The 16916-nt window shown below is 64.3% G+C and carries 13 protein-coding genes and 1 pseudogene; 6 read left to right on the top strand and 8 right to left on the bottom strand.

Annotated features, from left to right (window positions below; translation table 11 throughout):
* Positions 1-31: 31 nt before the first annotated feature.
* The 4 genes from GQ651_RS18335 to GQ651_RS18320 all read left to right on the top strand — a co-directional run bounded on the left by GQ651_RS18335 (position 32) and on the right by GQ651_RS18320 (position 4346).
* Positions 32-1498 carry an iron-containing alcohol dehydrogenase gene (locus tag GQ651_RS18335; RefSeq protein ID WP_160765737.1) on the top strand — a complete coding sequence of 489 codons (1467 nt, stop codon included), beginning with the start codon at positions 32-34 and terminating at the stop codon, positions 1496-1498.
* On the top strand, positions 1498-3015 hold the full coding sequence (locus tag GQ651_RS18330) for a xylulokinase (RefSeq protein ID WP_160765736.1): 1518 nt from the start codon (positions 1498-1500) through the stop codon (positions 3013-3015). Before GQ651_RS18335 ends, GQ651_RS18330 begins: the two co-directional genes overlap by 1 nt.
* Complete coding sequence (locus tag GQ651_RS18325) at positions 3002-3949, top strand: HAD-IIA family hydrolase (RefSeq protein ID WP_227258369.1); 948 nt, start codon at positions 3002-3004, stop codon at positions 3947-3949. The genes GQ651_RS18330 and GQ651_RS18325 overlap by 14 nt, the downstream gene beginning before the upstream one ends.
* Before the next feature lie 61 nt (positions 3950-4010).
* Positions 4011-4346 (top strand): carboxymuconolactone decarboxylase family protein, encoded by a 336-nt coding sequence (locus GQ651_RS18320; RefSeq protein ID WP_227258368.1) that lies wholly within the window; start codon positions 4011-4013, stop codon positions 4344-4346.
* 618 nt (positions 4347-4964) lie between these two features.
* Here the strand turns inward: GQ651_RS18320 and cysG are convergent.
* A pseudogene (gene cysG / locus GQ651_RS18315) lies at positions 4965-6312 on the bottom strand (siroheme synthase CysG).
* Between the two features lie 21 nt (positions 6313-6333).
* Positions 6334-6495, bottom strand: a complete 162-nt coding sequence (locus GQ651_RS18850) for a hypothetical protein (protein WP_227258367.1) — start codon at positions 6493-6495, stop codon at positions 6334-6336.
* A gap of 577 nt (positions 6496-7072) precedes the next feature.
* On the opposite strand from GQ651_RS18850, the gene GQ651_RS18305 reads away from it, so the two are divergent.
* Together GQ651_RS18305 and GQ651_RS18300 are read left to right on the top strand one after the other, a co-directional pair.
* Entirely contained in the window at positions 7073-8494 is a 1422-nt protein-coding gene (locus GQ651_RS18305) for a CehA/McbA family metallohydrolase (RefSeq protein ID WP_160765735.1), read from the top strand.
* A gap of 87 nt (positions 8495-8581) precedes the next feature.
* Positions 8582-10516: a DUF5054 domain-containing protein gene (locus tag GQ651_RS18300; RefSeq protein ID WP_160765734.1), complete on the top strand. Its 1935-nt coding sequence runs from the start codon at positions 8582-8584 to the stop codon at positions 10514-10516.
* A 9-nt stretch (positions 10517-10525) separates the two neighbouring features.
* On the opposite strand, the gene GQ651_RS18295 is transcribed toward GQ651_RS18300, so the two are convergent.
* From GQ651_RS18295 to GQ651_RS18270, 6 genes are read right to left on the bottom strand one after another with little or no spacing between them, the layout of a single operon-like run.
* Positions 10526-11287, bottom strand: coding sequence for an inositol monophosphatase family protein (locus GQ651_RS18295; RefSeq protein ID WP_160765733.1), 762 nt, complete (start codon positions 11285-11287; stop codon positions 10526-10528).
* A complete protein-coding gene (locus GQ651_RS18290; RefSeq protein ID WP_160765732.1) occupies positions 11277-12308 on the bottom strand; it encodes a LacI family DNA-binding transcriptional regulator in 1032 nt (343 codons plus the stop codon). Before GQ651_RS18290 ends, GQ651_RS18295 begins: the two co-directional genes overlap by 11 nt.
* On the bottom strand, positions 12301-13719 hold the full coding sequence (locus GQ651_RS18285; RefSeq protein ID WP_160765731.1) for a glycerophosphodiester phosphodiesterase: 1419 nt from the start codon (positions 13717-13719) through the stop codon (positions 12301-12303). The genes GQ651_RS18290 and GQ651_RS18285 overlap by 8 nt, the downstream gene beginning before the upstream one ends.
* Positions 13716-14759, bottom strand: coding sequence for an ABC transporter ATP-binding protein (locus GQ651_RS18280; protein ID WP_160765730.1), 1044 nt, complete (start codon positions 14757-14759; stop codon positions 13716-13718). Before GQ651_RS18280 ends, GQ651_RS18285 begins: the two co-directional genes overlap by 4 nt.
* Positions 14759-15586, bottom strand: a complete 828-nt coding sequence (locus GQ651_RS18275) for a carbohydrate ABC transporter permease (protein ID WP_160765729.1) — start codon at positions 15584-15586, stop codon at positions 14759-14761. The genes GQ651_RS18280 and GQ651_RS18275 overlap by 1 nt, the downstream gene beginning before the upstream one ends.
* Complete coding sequence (locus GQ651_RS18270) at positions 15583-16878, bottom strand: carbohydrate ABC transporter permease (RefSeq protein WP_160765728.1); 1296 nt, start codon at positions 16876-16878, stop codon at positions 15583-15585. Before GQ651_RS18270 ends, GQ651_RS18275 begins: the two co-directional genes overlap by 4 nt.
* Positions 16879-16916 lie beyond the last annotated feature (38 nt).

Raw genomic sequence — 16916 nt, 5'->3', positions numbered from 1 at the left:
TGTCCGAACACCGTCTGAACCGGAGAACACCATGCCCCTCGATCTTGCCCTGAGCGACCTGTCCCGCCTGTCCCGCGTCCGCCAGGTCCTGGCCGATAATGACCCCAACGGCCAGTTCACCAGCCTTGGCATGGCCGAGGTCCATATCTCCGACGATGTGCTCACGCAGCTCACCGACGTCATCGACCGCCATCTCGCATTGGCCGGTCGCGTGGCGGGACAAGAGACGCAGGTGCGGATGATCGTCGATCCGGTCCTCATCCGCCGTGAAAGCGCCGATCTGAAACAGCGGGTCGAAGAGCTTCTGAGCGGTCGCTACAGCGTCACTCGCGTCACGCTCGACGATGGTCACCCGATCCTGCACGCGGACGAGGGTATCCTCGACGCTGCGGCAGCCGCCTCGGAAGGTGCTGACGTGATTGTCTCGGTCGGCGGCGGCACCATTACGGATGTCGCCAAAATCGCGGCCGAGCGCGCGGGCGTTCCGGTGCATGTGGTGGTGCAGACCGCTGCTTCGGTCGACGGCTACACCGACAACTTCGCCGTTGTTCTGCAAAACGGCGTCAAGACGACTCTCCCGTCCCGCTGGCCAGAGGCGGTGCTGACCGACACCCGCGTGATCGCCGAGGCGCCGCATTACCTGAACGCGTCGGGCTTTGGAGAGCTCCTGTCGATGTACGCGGCGCCGGGTGACTGGTACCTCGCCTCACGCATGGGCATGGACCCGAAATATGCGCCAGTCCTTCTGGAAATGCTCAGCCTCTGTGGCGAAGGCGTCGAAGAGTGGTCGGGTGGCGTCGGCACCGGAGACCCGCAAGCCTGCGCGAACCTTGCCACGGCGCTGGCGATGCGTGGTATCGTGACCGGTGTGGGCGGCACCACGGCGTCGCTCTCGGGGATGGAGCACCTGATCAGCCACATGTTCGACATGGTGAACGGTGAATTGCACGAGCCCACAGGCCTCCATGGCGCGCAGGTCGGCGTAGGCTCGGTTATCCGCGCCGCCGCTTGGGAGGTTTTCTGCGAGCGGCGCCAGCAAGAGGGGCTCGACATGGACCGGATGTTCCCGGCCATCGACTGGCTGGAGGACGGGGTCAAGGCCGGGTTCGATTGGCTCGACGCGTCCGGGCGCATCGCAGCGGAATGCTGGGGCCGGTACCGGAGCAAGCTGAACCTCTGGCTGGGCCAGCGCACCCGTATCGAAGCTGCCTTTGCCGATTGGGACGCGCTCAAGGCCGAGCATGATCAGCTAGTTTTCGGCTCACACCAGATCGCCAGCTATCTCTACCGTGCCGGCGCGCCCATGCGCTTCACCGATCTCGACCCGGCCCCATCGGCCGAGCGTCTGCACTGGGTCGTGGGCAACTGCCAATACATGCGCGAGCGCTTCACGGTGGCCGACCTTCTGACCCTTGCCGGATGGTGGGATGACGAAGGCGTGGCCCGCGTTCTTGCCCGCGTCGACGAGGCCTGCAAGGCGGCCGAAGGGACGGAATAATGGGGGATCTCGTCCTTGCCATAGATTGCTCGACAACCGCCGCGAAGGTCGTCGTCTGGGACATAACTGGGCAGGCGGTGAGCACGGGGCGCGCCAGCTTCAGCCACGCCGCGCCGCACCCCGGATGGGGCGAACAGGACCCAACCGATTGGTGGTCCGCGACAGTCACCGCCATCGGCAAGGCGTGCAACCCGATCGACACTTCACGGCTGGCGGCGATTTCCATCACGCATCAGCGCGAAACCTTCGTCTGCCTCGACGAGACCGGTCACGCGCTGCGCCCTGCCATGCTCTGGCTCGACACGCGCGCGACGGCAGAGGTCGAGGATTTCGGTAGCGACGCGGTCCATCAGACGACCGGCAAGCCGCCGAACACGGCCACAAGCTGGTACAAGCTACTCTGGCTCATGCGGAACGAGCCGCGCATCCTCGAAAGCACCGCGCGTGTCGCGGATGTCCATGCCTATCTCGTCAATCGCCTGACCGGTGAATGGGCGACTTCGTGGGGCAGCGTTGATCCGCTGGGTGTCCTCGACCTCGAAAGCTTTGCCCTCGATGACGCGCTCATAGGACAACTCGGTCTGGACGCGACGCGCTTTCCCAGCGTTCACGCGCCGGGGGCCGAGCTTGGGCGCGTGCGCCGCGACGTAGCTGACGCACTGGGCCTCGCGCCGGGTCTGCCCGTGATCGCGGGGCTGGGCGACGGACAGGCGGCGGGCCTTGGTGTCGGCATCACGAAACCGGGCGAAGCTTATCTCAACCTTGGCACAGGTATCGTGTCCGGCACGTTCAGTGCGGAGTACCGCACCGACCGCACTTTCCGTACCATGACGGGCGGCGTTCCGGGTACCTACCTGCTCGAGACCTTCTTCGGCGGCGGCACCTATAACGTCACGTGGTTCAGCGAGCGGTTCTCGGACATCGGATCGAAGCCCTTCGGCCTCGATGTCACGCCCGAGCGCATTCTCGAAGCGGCCGCGAGCGACCTGCCCGCCGGGGCAGAGGGGCTTCTGGCGCTGCCTTATCTTACCGGCGTTCTGACGCCCTATTGGGACAGCAACGCGCGCGGTGTCCTGTTTGGCCTCAGTCCGAGCCACGGCAAGGCGCACATGTACCGGGCCATTCTTGAAGGGCTGGCTCTGGAGCAACGGCTCTGCACTTTCGGGGCCGAGGACGTCTTGGGATCGAAAACCGAGAAGTTCCGCCTTATGGGCGGCGGCACCCGCAGCCCGCTTTGGTGTCAGATCATCGCCGACGTGCTGGAACGCCCTGTTGAAATCGCCGCCGAACCCGAGGCGACATGTCTGGGGGCCGGCATGCTGGCCGCCGCCGGAGCGGGGCTATTCGACAGCATCGAGGACGCCGCGGCCGCGATGAGTGGCGCAGGCCGCTCCTATCTTCCTGACGACAGACAAAGCGCCCGCTACCGCGCGCTGTACGATGTCTACAAAAGCCTCTACCCGGCGCTTCGGGATCAATTCGCCCATCTGAGGGATGTGATGAATGACCTTGCCTGACCGCATCCTAGAGTCGGACCAGTCCGGGCCGACTGCACCGGCTATGCTTCCCCTGTCGGAAGCATGGACTCGTTATGAAGCGATCCGTGACCGTCTGCCCGACGCAGCGGCGGCGGGAGCGATGCGGCATGCCGAAGGCCTCCTCGAGATAGCGGACGGGTTCGACGGCTTCCTGTTTGACAGTTTCGGCGTCCTGAACGTGGGCGAGACCGCCATCCCCGGCGCGGCCGAGTGCCTGACCGATCTGCGCCGACGGGGCAAGTCGATCCGTGTCCTGACCAACGCGGCAAGCTATACTGGTGACGCAGCGCTCGCCAAATATCAGCGCATGGGGCTCGACATCGCGCGTGACGAGATCGTCTCGAGCCGAGACGTGACCTTCGCCAATATCGACAAGGTTGCGCCTAATGTTCGTTGGGGTGCCATCGCGGCGGATGACGACATCTTCGCCGATGCCGACGACCTCCGCATGTTCGACCTTCTTGGTGATAGCCAGCCCTGGGATGACGCCGAAGGCATCCTGTTCCTGTCTTCGGCCCGATGGGATGAAGAACGGCAAGAGCGCCTCGTCGCCTCGCTTAATGCGCGCCCGCGACCTGTGGTCGTCGGCAACCCCGACCTTGTTGCACCGCGGGAAGGCGGGCTGACCATCGAGCCCGGCTTCTGGGCGCATGACCTTCAGGACCGGACGGGCATCCGGCCCGTGCTGTTCGGCAAGCCCTACTCGGACGCATTCGACATCGCGCTCTCAGGGCTGAAGGGCAGCCGTTTCGCCATGATCGGAGACACGCTTCACACCGATATTCTGGGCGGTCAGGCGGCAGGACTGTCGACCATTCTGATCACGGACCACGGTCTGTTCGCGGGCCGTGACACAGCGCCGTTCATCGCGGAAAGCGGCATCGTCCCCGACTTTGTGCTGCCGTCGATCTGAAGGTCGACTGCGAGCCTGACAACTTCAAACAAACTGCCATCTCATTCAAGGAGGCCGGATCTTGGCCACAGAAACCAAAGAGAAACTCAACGCGGCAAAAGGGCGGATCGGCGCCTTTGCAAAGGCAACACCGGGTCTGATGGAGGGCTTTGGAAAGATCTCCAAGACGGCGACGACCGCCGGGAGCTTTTCGGCAGCCCAGAAGGAGCTTGTTGCGACCGCTATTGCCGTCGTTCAGGGCTGCGAAGACTGCATCCTGTATCATGTCGATGGGGCCCGCCGTCATGGAGCCTCCGAGCACGATCTGGTCGAGGCTCTGGAGGTCGCGGTGGAAATGGGCGGTGGACCTGCGCTGATGTACGCGGGCAAGGCGCTCGAGGCGTATCGCGACCTCTGAGAGCAATGCTCGAAGAGGCGAGAAACCCTATCGGCGGCGAATCTTCGCAGAGAAGTTCGTCGTGGATCCAAGACATCTCCTGAGCGTTTCTTGACGGCTTGAAAGAGACCCCTACAGCGTGTGGCCCAGGTTGAGTGGCCGTGCGCGAGGGATTCAATACCGAATAAGGAGCTCTTGGCAGCAAGCGAAAGAGCCTGCAGAGAGTGGGCGCTCCGGTTCCCGTCTGTTGGCTCACCTATTTCAGCGAATGACCTTGTCTGGTCGGAGTCAGGATGTGCGAAGCGCGAGCGCGTCGATCGTTCAAGGGCGCATTGGTTATCTGGATGCCTGCATCGGTCGACATCATGTTTTGCTCTCGGTGCCGCTCGGGATCATCTTGATGCCGCTAGCTAGAATGGCGCGACGGCTAAGTCTGAGATTGCTGCCCGTCGCCGAAAAGAACGCGCCATCACGACCGGTCTCCTGGGTTGATGTGTCCAGTCAATTGTGACCTTGGCGGCGGGGCGGAAGTTCGTTGCCGTTCCACACTTTTCTCCAGACCTCGGCCGAAGCGGACTTTGGTTGTCTGGGATGCATCTATCCAACTCTACATCGGGCCGGTCCAACGTCTGGGCTTCCTTACGCGGCGACCGACGCAACCGCCTTTTCGGTCTTCGGAAAACGTACAAGGATCAGCGTTGTGCCGGTGATTGCGTTTTCGGTGAGAGTGTCCGCCATCTCCGAAAGAGTGGTCCGAAACAGCCTTTCCGTCGGCTTGGAAACATCGCAGGCAAGATCGACGGGCGTGTCCGGCGCCGCGCCATCGGCGATAAGGGCAGCGGCGATCCGGCCTGCGGCGCGAACCCCCATATAGACGGCTAGCGTCGTTCCGGGGCTCCAGCAGCCGCTCCATGCAGCATCCTCGTCGCCCGGCCGACATGTGCCTGTGGTCAGCGCCAGAGTATCGGTTTCGCCGCGCTCGGTAAGGCTTTGGCCCATACTGGCGGCGGCTGCGCTGGCCGCCGTGATGCCGGGCACGATCTCGATGGCGATACCGGCCGAGCGCGCGGCATCCATCTCTTCGGTTGCACGTCCGAAAACAGACGGATCACCCGACTTCAATCGCACGACCCTGAGGCCCTTGCGCGCCTCTGCAACGATCAGGGCGCAGATGCGGTCCGACCTCTTTGCCGACGAAGACGCGCTCTGCGTCCCGGCGAGCGAGTTCCAGCACCTCCTCGTCGACCAGCCGGTCGTAGAAGATCACGTCGGCTTCCTGAAGGCGCTCGACTGCGCGGAGTGTCAGAAGATCGCGCGCCCCAGGGCCCGCGCCAACAAGCGCGATATGACCGACGCCGGCACCGTCCGGGACGCGGCGCATTTCGATGGCGTCCTTGATGACGCGCGCGGCATCCTCTTCGGCGCCTTGACGGTGTAGCCGCGCAGGCTCGCCATTGAAGACCCATGACCAGAAGGCCCGGCGCCCATTCTGCGGAAGGTTTCTGGCAACCGAGTCGCGGAGACGCCCGGCCAGCGCCGCCAGACCGCCAATCCGAGGGGGCAGGGAGGTCTCGATCTGTGTCTTGATCGCCCTACCCAGGACAGGCGCGGTACCCTCGGTTCCGATGGCGACGACCACCGGATCGCGGTCAACGATGGACGGTGTGATGGCATCGCAGAGGTCCGGGCGAACAACCACATTCACGACCGCTCCGCTCGCCTTTGCAAGCGCGTGCAGCGCCATGTCCGCGCCCGCGCAGCCGGTCGCCACGAAGGTCAGCGCGCTGCCCTGGAATGTCTCAGGCAACACCGCACCGGCAAGGTGGGTGGCCCGTCCCTGACGCACAAGCCCGTCGAGCTCTGGGTCGAGGAGCGGCGCGGCCAAAACGATCTCGGCATCCGTCTTCAGGATGAGGCGCGCCTTTTGGGTGGCCTGTTCGCCGCCGCCGACGATGACGACGCGACGTCCGGTGGTGCGGAGGAACATCGGGAAGGATTTCATGGCCGTCTACTTTCTAGTCGGCGGCTTGATGAAGGGCGACGCGGCAACGAAGGTTTCCTCGAAGCCTATCGTGTGATCGAGGATGAAGCCCTTATCGAGCGCACCGACTTCCCCGAGATGGTCGAAGAGACCATTGAACAGGGTGACGTCGGTGCCGGTTTTCAGCATGAGATGCAGGTCCGCGATCTCGCAGGTCGCCGGCCTCGCGCAGGCTGTCCACGATCATGAGAGCGCGGTCGCGGTCCGGTTCAACAACGATAATCGAGAGATTTGATGCCATGGCTGAATGATGGAGCCTTTTCGCATGTGCAGCAATTGCTTTCTGCAATGCGGAAAGCATTCGAAGATAGTGGACGCGGCGGCACTCATCAGCGCCAGAAGGATCGCGTCCCTGCCAGTTTCTCACTGGTCAGAACGGTCCCCGGAGCAGTCTCAAAGTCATGTCGAACCAAGCGTTCTACGGTTGCAAAGGATTTTGGTGGGCAGTCGCGTCGATATCTGTCCGGAACTTTGATTCAGAGGCGCTTCAGATCGGCAGCGCAGAATCGGCATCCGAACCAAACACCGGTTGGCACCTGTCGGATTGCCGTCCGCGTGCACCCGAACTTCTTAGGACAGCAGTGCCTTCGCTTCCTGCGAGTGGTGTTTTCCGATGCTGCCAGCCACCAACGGGCGTCCGGGCTGGTCCGGCGGAGACTATTCGGCATAAGCTCGGGCAAGGCGCGGAGACAGAGGCAGGCCGGCAGTGACCGATCGCGACAGGATGACGATCAGGCGGCGGATCGACCGCCAGGACAAGGCGCGGTCGGAATACTTCCTTATACCTTTCGACGTACCCGAAGGTGTCACGCGGGTCGACATCCGGTTTTCCTACCCCAAGGCGTCCGATTGCGTGATCGACCTCGGTCTCGGCACGCCCGATATGGGCGATTTCCCGAGCGAAGGCGCGCTCGCGGGCTGGTCCGGCGGCGCGCGAAGCCAGATTTTCGTGGCCACCGACGCTGCCACGCCCGGCTATCGTCCGGGTCTCTGGCCGGGGCGGTGGCAAGTGATCCTGGGGTTCTACAAACTTCCCGAAACGCCCGTGGAAATCACCCTCGACATCGTCTTCGACCGGACGCCGCGCGCGGCTGCGAGGGCACAGTCGCCCCGTCTGCCGAAACGCGCCGGGGCAGGGTGGTATCGCGGCGACCTGCAGTGCCACACCTTCCACTCGGACGCGAGGGGCGCGCCCGAGACCCTGCACCAGACGGCGCGCCGCGAGGGGCTCGATTTCCTGGCCGTCACGGACCACAACACGACCACGGCCCATGCCGCCTACTTCGACCGCGACGACTCGGCTGTTCCGGTCTTCATCCCCGCATACGAGTTCACCACCGCAGCCGGGCACGGCAATGTCTTCGGCGCGCGCGAGGTCGCGGATTTCCGCGTCGCGAACAGCGATGATGTCCGGCGCATGGTCGCGCGCCTGCGCGCGCAGGGTCACCTCTTCTCGGTCAACCACGACAAGCCCGACATCCCCTGGACCTACGACCTGCCCGAGATCGACTGCATGGAGGTCTGGCAGGCGCCTTGGATGGCGGGCAATCATATCTCGCTGGCGCGCTATCAGGAGCGGCTGGCCGCGGGCCTCAGGATCACCGCGATCGGCGGCTCGGATTTCCATCAGCCCGAGTCGGACGACAGCGGCAATCTGGCGACGCTGGCACGGCCCTGTACCTTTCTCTGGTGCGAGGAGCTTTCGGTCGCGGGGGTTCTCGATGCGCTGCGCGCCGGGCAGAGTTTCGTGACCGAGGCGCCCGAGGGCCCCCGTCTGACGATCCGCGTGGGCGAGGTTGGCCACGGCGGTGCAGTGCCAGCGTCGGAGGCGCATCTGCTGATCTGTCAGGCGACCGGCGCACCGGGGGATATGATCGAAATCTGGGACGCCAGGGGACGGATTGCGCAGCAGCGGATCGAGACACCCGATCACGACACCGTGCTCGAGGTTGTGGGCCCCGTCGGCTTCGTCCGCGCGCAGATCGTGGCCGAGCGAAGCCGGGCCGACATCGTGGCCGCCGCCCGCGCGCATGTGGCCGCCGGACGGGGCGGGCGCATGGACTGGGAAGGGTCCTGGGACAAGCCTGTCATCCGGGCGCTGACCTCGCCCATCTACATCGACGAATAGGTCCGGAAAACGGACCTCGCGTGTTGCCATGCCAGGGCAATCCTTTAGGCTCGGAAAAGGCATTCCCGCCGAAAAAAGGTCCCTCCCATGCCCAGTATCCATCTGATTTTCAAAACGCATCTGGATCTGGGCTTCACCGGCTACGCCAGCGCGGTGCGACGGCAATACCACGAGTATTACATCCCCATGGCACTGGATACGGGCGAGCATTTCCTGGCCGAGAATCCGGCCGCGCCCGCCTTCGTCTGGACCACCGGAAGCTGGCTGATCTGGGATCATCTGAACACCCAGCCCGCCGACAAGGCCCGGCGGCTGGAGCGCGCGATAGAAGACGGGATCATTGCATGGCACGCGCTGCCCTTCACCACCCATACCGAACTGATGTCGCGCCCGCTTTTCCGCGAGGGGCTGGCGCTCTCGGCTGAACTGGATGCGCGGTTCGGGCGCCGGACACGCGCCGCCAAGATGACCGACGTGCCGGGCCACACGCTCGGCGCGGTCGAGGTCATGGCAGAGGCCGGGATCGAGTTCCTGCATCTGGGCGTCAACGCGGCCTCGCCGGTGCCCGACCTGCCGCCGCTTTTCCGCTGGCGCGCGCCCAACGGGGCCGAGGTCGTGGTGCTCTACCAGAACTCCTACGGCGCGCGCTTCGTGGCGGACGGTATGGAGAACGGCATCGCCTTTGCCCATACGATGGACAATATCGGCCCGCAGAATGTGGGTCATGTGGTCGAGACCTATGACCACATGCGCGAGGAGTATCCCGGCGTCGACATCCGGGCCTCGACGCTCGACGCCTATTGGTCCGACCTGAGAACGATCCGCGAGAGCCTGCCGGTCATCACGTCCGAGATCGGGGATAGCTGGATTCACGGCACCGGGTCTGCGCCCCGTCGCCTGTCCCGTTTCCTGGATTGTCAGCGGGCATTCGACGGGATGGAGGGTAACCTGACGCCCGCCCGCCGGGCCTTCGGACGGAAATTGCTCGAAGTGGCCGAGCATACCTGGGGCGTGGATATCAAGACCTATCTCCGGGATGAGTCAGCCTGGGATCGGCCCGATTTCGAGGCCGCGCGCCGCGACGACCCCCGCTTTCGCATCACCGAGGGGGCTTGGGCCGAGCAGGACCGTATCATTGACGATGCGCTCGCCTGTCTCGACGCCGATGACGCCGCCGGTATTGCCGCGCCGCCCGTCGTGCCCGAACCCTCGGGCGAGGTTCTAAGCGACGACACTCCGGCGCGGATCGGGGGCTTTGGCCTGACGCTCGATCCCCGAACGGGTGCTGTCCGAAGCATTGCCCGAGAGGGTGGCGCGACCGTCGATGCGCGGAAGGGGGGGCAGGGGCTTTTCGCCTTCACCCAGAGGGCTTATTCGGCTGACGAGATCGAGGCCTATCTCGACAGCTACCTGACCAAGCGTTTCCGCTGGGGCGTGCAGGATCATACCAAGCCCGGTCTCGCCAAGGCCGGGACGCAGAGGGCCGCACTGTTCCATCCTGAGAGTGTCGAGGTTCGTTCGGACGGTGGGCGGCTATGGGTCACGGCGCGGATGCCCGCCGATGCGGTGGCGGATTTCGGCGCGCCCACCGGGGTGACCTGGCTTTACGCAGATGCGGGCGACGCGCTTCTGGTCACGCTTCAGCTGTCGGGCAAGGCCGCAAACCGGCAGCCCGAGGCGGGATTCTGTCACTTCGAGCCGGTCATCCGGGACGACACGCTGCGGCTGGAGAAAATGGGCCTCCGGATCGACCCCGCCGACATCCCCGTCCACGGGAACCGTCAGTTGCACTCGGTCAAGGCGGTGGCGGCAGAGACGCCGGAGGGTGCATCGCTCTTGCTGACGCCGCTCGATGCGGGGCTGTTCGGGCTGTCGTCCCTGCCGTTTCTGAACCACGCGCCCGACCTGCCCAATCCGGCGATGGGCGGGCGCTTCGTTCTCTTCAACAATAAGTGGGGGACGAATTTCACGATGTGGACCGAAGGCGACATGACCTTCCGCTTCCGCCTCGAACTGAGCTGAAACGCAGGCTCAGTCCAGAAGATCGGCCAGGTCCGCGCGCGCGCGATTACAGGCGATGACGCGGGACGGTTGCTTGAAAAAGCACGGCAGGGGGTCGTGTTGGATCGTGCCGCCCGCCTCCTCAATCAGCAACAGCCCTGCCGCCACGTCCCAGAGGTTCAGGCCCTCTTCGTGGAACGCATCGGTCCAGCCCGCCAGAACCGACAGGAAACAGATCGTCGCCGCCCCCGAGCGGCGATGCGAGACGCCAGCCTCGGCCAGCCGGGCAATCCGGTCCAGATAGGGCTGAAGCGGCGTCCGCGCCGAATGACCAATTGCCACGATGGGGCCTTCGACAGGTTGGTCGGGAAAGACGACCCGCTCGCCGTTCAGCCAGCTTCCTTCGCCCCGAACGGCCCATGCGGTCTGTCCCAGGTCGGGCGCGTGGAGGACACCCGCCCCGATCCCCTTAGCGTCGGCCCAGGCGATGGACACCGCCCAGTCCGGCGACCCGCGCGAGAAATTCACGGTGCCGTCGATGGGGTCGACAATCCACGTGGCGCGCCCCTCACCCTGAAGCCCGCCCTCCTCGCCAAGGATGGCGGCATCGGGGTCGAGCCGGGCCAGCCCTTCACGGAGCAGACGCTCGACTGCAAGATCGGCCTCGGTCAGAAGGTCCATCGGCCCCTTGATCCGCGTCGCCAGTTGCTCGGGCGTGGCGCGCATCCGCTGCGCCAGCCGCCCCGCCTCTTCTGCAAGGGCGATCAGCTCGGGGATGCGCTTAACGTCCATTTACGGCCTTCTGGCGGGTCGTGCCCCGCAGGATCACAGCGAGCGGCTCGTTCTCGACCCGTTTGTCCAGCGTATTGTCCTCCATCCGCTCGACCAGAAGCCGAAGAACGGTGCTCGACTGCGCGGCCACGTCCTGCCGGATTGTCGACAGGTCGTAAGAGGCCCATGCCGCCTGTTCGATATCGTCGAATCCAAGCACCTGTATCCGGTCGGGAACCGAGATACCCAGATCGTGGCGCAGCGCATCGAGCGCGCCGATCGCCATCAGATCGGTTGCGCAGAAGAGCCCGTCGATCCTGTCGAGAACGGCGCGGTCGGTCGCGCAGACACCGGCGCGGGCAAGGTCATAGCCCTGATCCTCGGCGTGGAGCACCTCGGTCGGGACACCCATCCGTTCAGCGGCCTTCAGAAACTCCTTTGACCGGCCCGAAACCGAGTAGGTTTCTTTCCGTGGCACAAGGCAGCCAAGGCTTGTCGCGCCCAGTTCGATCAGTGTCTCGGCGGCCAGCGTGCCGGCGGCGGCGTTGTCGGCGACGACCCGGTCACCCCAGTTCGACACGCCCGCACGGTTCACCAGCACCACCGGCAGACCCATGCGCCCGCATTCCTCGATTAGCGCGCGGGGCGGTGAGTCCGAGGTGAAGATCATGCCGGCCACGTTGTAGCTGAGAAGCGAGTCCACCAGCTCGGTGATATGGTCCGGCGTTTCGACCGTGATCAGCATGGGCTTGTACCCCTCTCGGATCAGCCCCTCGCTCAGATAGCGCACCTGCCGCGACCGGAGCGGCGTGTCCAGCCGCGACGCTACCAGCCCGACGATGCCCGAATGATCCTGCTGCAGCCCGCGCGCCAGAGAATTGACGCGGTAACCGAGTGTGGCGGCGGCCTGCGTCACGCGGTCCTTCGTCTCGGGCGCGATATTGGCGCCCGGCGTGAAGGCCCGCGACACGGCAGAGCGCGACACGCCGGCCAGCTTGGCGACGTCGAACGAGGTCGGCTTGCGCTGCCCGGTCCTAGCCATGGCGCCCTCGGTCCGCAACATGGCGGGAGAACTCGAAGGGCCGGTTCAGGTTGAACAGATCGGGGCGCAGCATCAGGATGCGGTCAAACACGTCTTTTTCCCCTCCCATATACGCCACCATCGTTTGCGGCAAATTGCCTCGAAGCGAGGCGACTTCCCAAGGATCCGCCTCGGGCGTGAACTCGATCAGGTCGGCATCGTAATCCGCAATCGCCTCTGCGAGCGACGGATAGTCCTGCCGCCTCGACATGATCCGCGCCTCGGTGCTCAGCCTGCGCAGCTCGTGCAGGAAGTCGCGGTTGAAGGACCAGAAGAAAACACGGTCGAGCAGGCCCGCCGCCGTCACCTGTTCAAGCACCGGCGCAGGCGGCGCCGATTTGAACTCGAGGTAAGCCCGCGCATCGTAGCGGCGGATCAGTGTCAGTACCTCATCCAGCGTCGGAATGCGCGTGCCTGCGAAGAACGGATCGAACCACGAGCCCGCGTCGAGCGCGCGCAACTCCTCCATGGTCTTTTCCGTGACGGGGCCGGTGCCATCGGTCGTCCGGTCGAGCATGGGGTCGTGGATGACCGCGATCTGTCCGTCCGACGTGATGTGCAGGTCCACCTCGATATGGCTGAACCCACCCGCCAATGCGCATTCAAGCGCGGGAAGAGTGTTCTCGGGAGCGATCGTGTTGGCCCCACGGTGGCAGACGATGCCGAAAGGATAGTCCGAGGGCGGACGGTGCGGGTTGACCAGCTCCGGCATGTCCGAGCAGATGCCTGTCACCGGCCGTGTCCGGATCGCGGCCATGCGTGCGGGGTCTTCCTCGTGCCAGAGCACCACCTGTTTGCCGTCTGCGAAAGCGCGCGCAAAGAAGTCTGGCGTCAGAGTGTCCTGCGGCGCGTCCAGACGCTCCCAGCAGAGATGGATGATATCAGCATCCGCCGTGTATTCATGAGGATCGGCGCCAAGCGGAACAAGGCCGGCCACTGGATAGGTGCTGCCCGCGCGTTTCAGGTCCTCGACCACCTCGCGCCCGAACGCGCCCAGAATCACCGGTGAAATCGCTGCCTCCTGCAAGAGGCTCAGCGTCGGCAGGGCCGCGTCCCGGTCCTTGATGTCGGCATAGATGCCCGCGCCAAGCTCGCGGGCCAGTGCGACGACCTCGGACAGGTCGGGGCAGTCGGGCATCTTCTTGCGAAGCGCCTCCCGGCTCATCGACGCGATCTCGGCCCCATCTGCCAGCGTGGCGTCGTGATGGACGACCGGCACACCGTCGGCGGTGGCGCGGATGTCTACCTCCCACATGTCCGCGCCCAATTCAGCCGCCTTGCGGAACGCGGCCAGCGTGTTCGCGGGCGCATAGGCCGACGCCCCCCGATGCGCGATCGAGAGCGGCCGTGCGGGCAGGCCGGGGCGTGTCACAGACGGTCCCCGTTCGGCCCAAAGGCAAGGATCGTGCCGGGCGCGATGCCCCAGTCCACGGTTTCGCCGGGCCGGATCGGATCGCCTGCAGGCAGGATCGAGCGGATATCGCCGCCGCCATCCAGCCGGACATCCACCAGCTCTTCGCGGCCCTGCGGCTCGACGAAGACGACTTTGCCCTTCAAGCCCGTGCCATGCTGCGGGCCGAAATGCTCGGGCCGGATGCCCAGAACCACATCTCCCATGGCCTCCAATCCGGGCGGACGCTCGATCGTCTGACCGTTGGCCAGCGTCAGGGAGGCGTCCGCCCGGGCCGGGAGAAACGAGATCGGCGGATTGCCGAGAAAACCCGCGACGAATTGCGACTGCGGATTGCGGTACATCTGCTCAGGCGTGTCGAGCTGGACAATCTTGCCGTCCCGCATTAGCGCGATGCGGTCGCACATTGACATGGCCTCGACCTGATCATGGGTAACGAGAATGGCGGTGATCCCGGTCTCGCGCTGGATGCGCCGGATTTCGGAGCGCATCTCTAGCCTGAGCTTGGCGTCAAGGTTTGCGAGCGGCTCGTCCAGAAGAAGGACATCGGGCTTCCGGATCATCGCGCGGGCCAGCGCCACGCGCTGCTGCTGACCGCCCGACAACTCGGCGGGCCGGCGGTCCAGCAGGTTGCCGATCTGCACGAGGTCGGCCAACCGCTCGACCTCGCGGCGGATCTCGGCCTTGGGCATCCGCTGCACCTTGAGCGGGAAGCCGATATTCTGCTCTGCCGTCATGTGCGGATAAAGCGCGTAGTTCTGGAACACCACACCCACGGATCGGCCCTGCGCGGACACGGTGGTGACGTCACGATCCCCGAAATAGAGCGCGCCCCCGTTCATCTTATGGATGCCGCAGATCGCGAAGAGCGTCGTGGACTTGCCGCAGCCGGAAGGGCCGAGGAGCGCCATCATCTCGCCGCTGTTGACCGTCAGGTCCATGTTCTCGATCACGGTGACGTCACCGAACCGTTTGGTGAAATTCTCCAACCTGAGTTCCATTAGCCTTTGGTGCCTCCGCCGTAGATGTTCATCAGCTGCTTTTGGAAAACCAGGTAGATGACGATGACCGGGATCGAGTAAAACATGCCGATCGCCTTGAAGAGCCCGAAATCCGCAGACGCGTCGTCCTGGATCACGGCATTCATGTAAGTGGACAGAACCTGCGTGCTGGAGCCCGGCGCAAGAACGAGCGGCAGCACGAATTCAGACCAGCCCGACAGGAAGGAGATGATCAGAAGCGCCGCCAGACCCGGCTTGACCTGTGGCAGCACAAGCTCCCACCAGACGCGGAACCGACTGGCCCCGTCCTGAACTCCGGCCATTTCGATCTCCCATGGCACGGTGTCGTAGAAGCCCTTCATGATCCAGACCCCGAAGGGCAGCTCAAGCGCCGCCTTGACCAGGATGATGCCCAGAAGCGTGTCGAAGAGGCCGAGGAACTGCAGGATGATGAAGATCGCGATGATCAGCGTGATCGTCGGGAAGGCGTGCAGGATGATCAGACCGCCCAGGAAATAGGGCCGCCCGGGCATGTCGAGTCGCGACAGAGCATAGCCCGCCGTGGTCGACAGAAGCGTCACGAGGAAGGCCGTCGTCGAAGCGAAGATGAACGTGTTGAACGTCACCATCCAGATCGACGGGCGCCCCATGTCGATCCGTTCCCAAAGGAAACGCCAGTTCGACAGGTCGATCTCACCGGGAATGAGCGAGCCCGGATCGGGGGACGCGATGCTGTCGATCACCTGGTAGACGTACATGATGACCAGCGGCGTCGAGAAGATCGACAGGATCAGGACAAGGTGCCAGATGCGGGGATGTGCGGTCATTGCTCGATCCTCGGCTTGCTGAGCAGTTCCTTGAAGTTGAAGAACCGCAGATAGGCGACCGAAAGCGCGATGCCGATGAAAACCAGCACCAGCGCATAGGCCGCACCGAACCCGTATTGCAGGTTGCCGCCATAGTTGTTCAGGGCCGTATGGAATGCCGCCAGCGCCCAGACCTCGGTCGAGCGTCCGGGTCCGCCATCCGTGGCCAGCAGGATGTATTCGAACGAGGTCAGCAGGCTCAGCGTCTGGTACGAAGTCATGAACAGGATCGGCCAGCGCATCTGAGGCAGGATGATGTAGCGAACCTGCTGCCAGCGATTGGCCCCGTCCACCTCGGAGGCGTAGAGCATCGAGGTCGGAATCGCCTTGATCGCGGAAGAGAACAGGATCATGCCGAGCGACGCACCCACGAAGCCGTTGATCAGGACGATCGCGGTCCAAGCATGGGTTGATGTATGCATCATCCAGTTCTTTGCGGGTACGCCGAACCATCCCATCACCGTGGCGATGAAGCCGTTATCCCACGTGAACCAATTCCACATCAGCACATAGAGAACCGGTGGCAGGATGCGTGGCAGGAACCAGATGGCGCGGAACGTATTGGCCAGACGTCCAGGCAGGTAGAAGGTCGAAATGGCCAGGAACAGGCCGAAGAGAATGTTGAAGGTCAGCGTTGCGACCACGTAAAAGGCCGTGTTGGCCGCATAGCGAAGCGTTGACGGCAGCTCCATCAGCAGGCTGAAATTGTCGGTGGTCCAGGTCCAGCCGGTATAGGCGAACTCGGTCAGGACGTCGTGATCGACGGCGTCGATGCCGGTGGTGCCAAGGGCAGCGCGGAATTCCTCTTCGGTCCCGAAACGCTCCCCGATCAGAGTGACCGCGAAAAGATCGGCCGCCTCTTTGCGGTCGCGGGTGCGGCGGATCGGCTCGTCGAGGTCTTTCAGAACGCGCTCGAGATCGCGCCGGGATTCGAAGGTCTCGCCCAGGTAATCCTCGCGCAGCTCCTCCGCGGTATCCTTGCTGAATTGGTCGGCAAGCGCCGTCAGACCCGCCTCGGTGATCTGAAAGCCCGCGGTTTCGAGCCGTTCCACTGTTGCCTCGCTCACGTCGAGGTCGGGAAGGCTGCGAAGCTGTTCGGTGTTGATCCGGTAGTCGCCGCCCATGATGCCCGTCGAAGTGGACATGTTGGTAAAGGCGAAGACCACCGTCAGCAGCACCGGAAGCAGGAAGAAGATGCAGACCGAGATGATGGCGGGCGACAGAAACCCAATGCCGAGCATGCGCGACGTCATTGTAAGCAGTCCTTGGAGTGAGGTCGGAAGGGCGCCGG

It is taken from the genome of Kangsaoukella pontilimi, from assembly GCF_009830125.1.
Taxonomy (GTDB): domain Bacteria; phylum Pseudomonadota; class Alphaproteobacteria; order Rhodobacterales; family Rhodobacteraceae; genus Kangsaoukella; species Kangsaoukella pontilimi.
The sequence above is the reverse complement of the archived record's forward strand: the minus strand, read 5'-3'. Positions and strand labels throughout refer to the sequence as shown.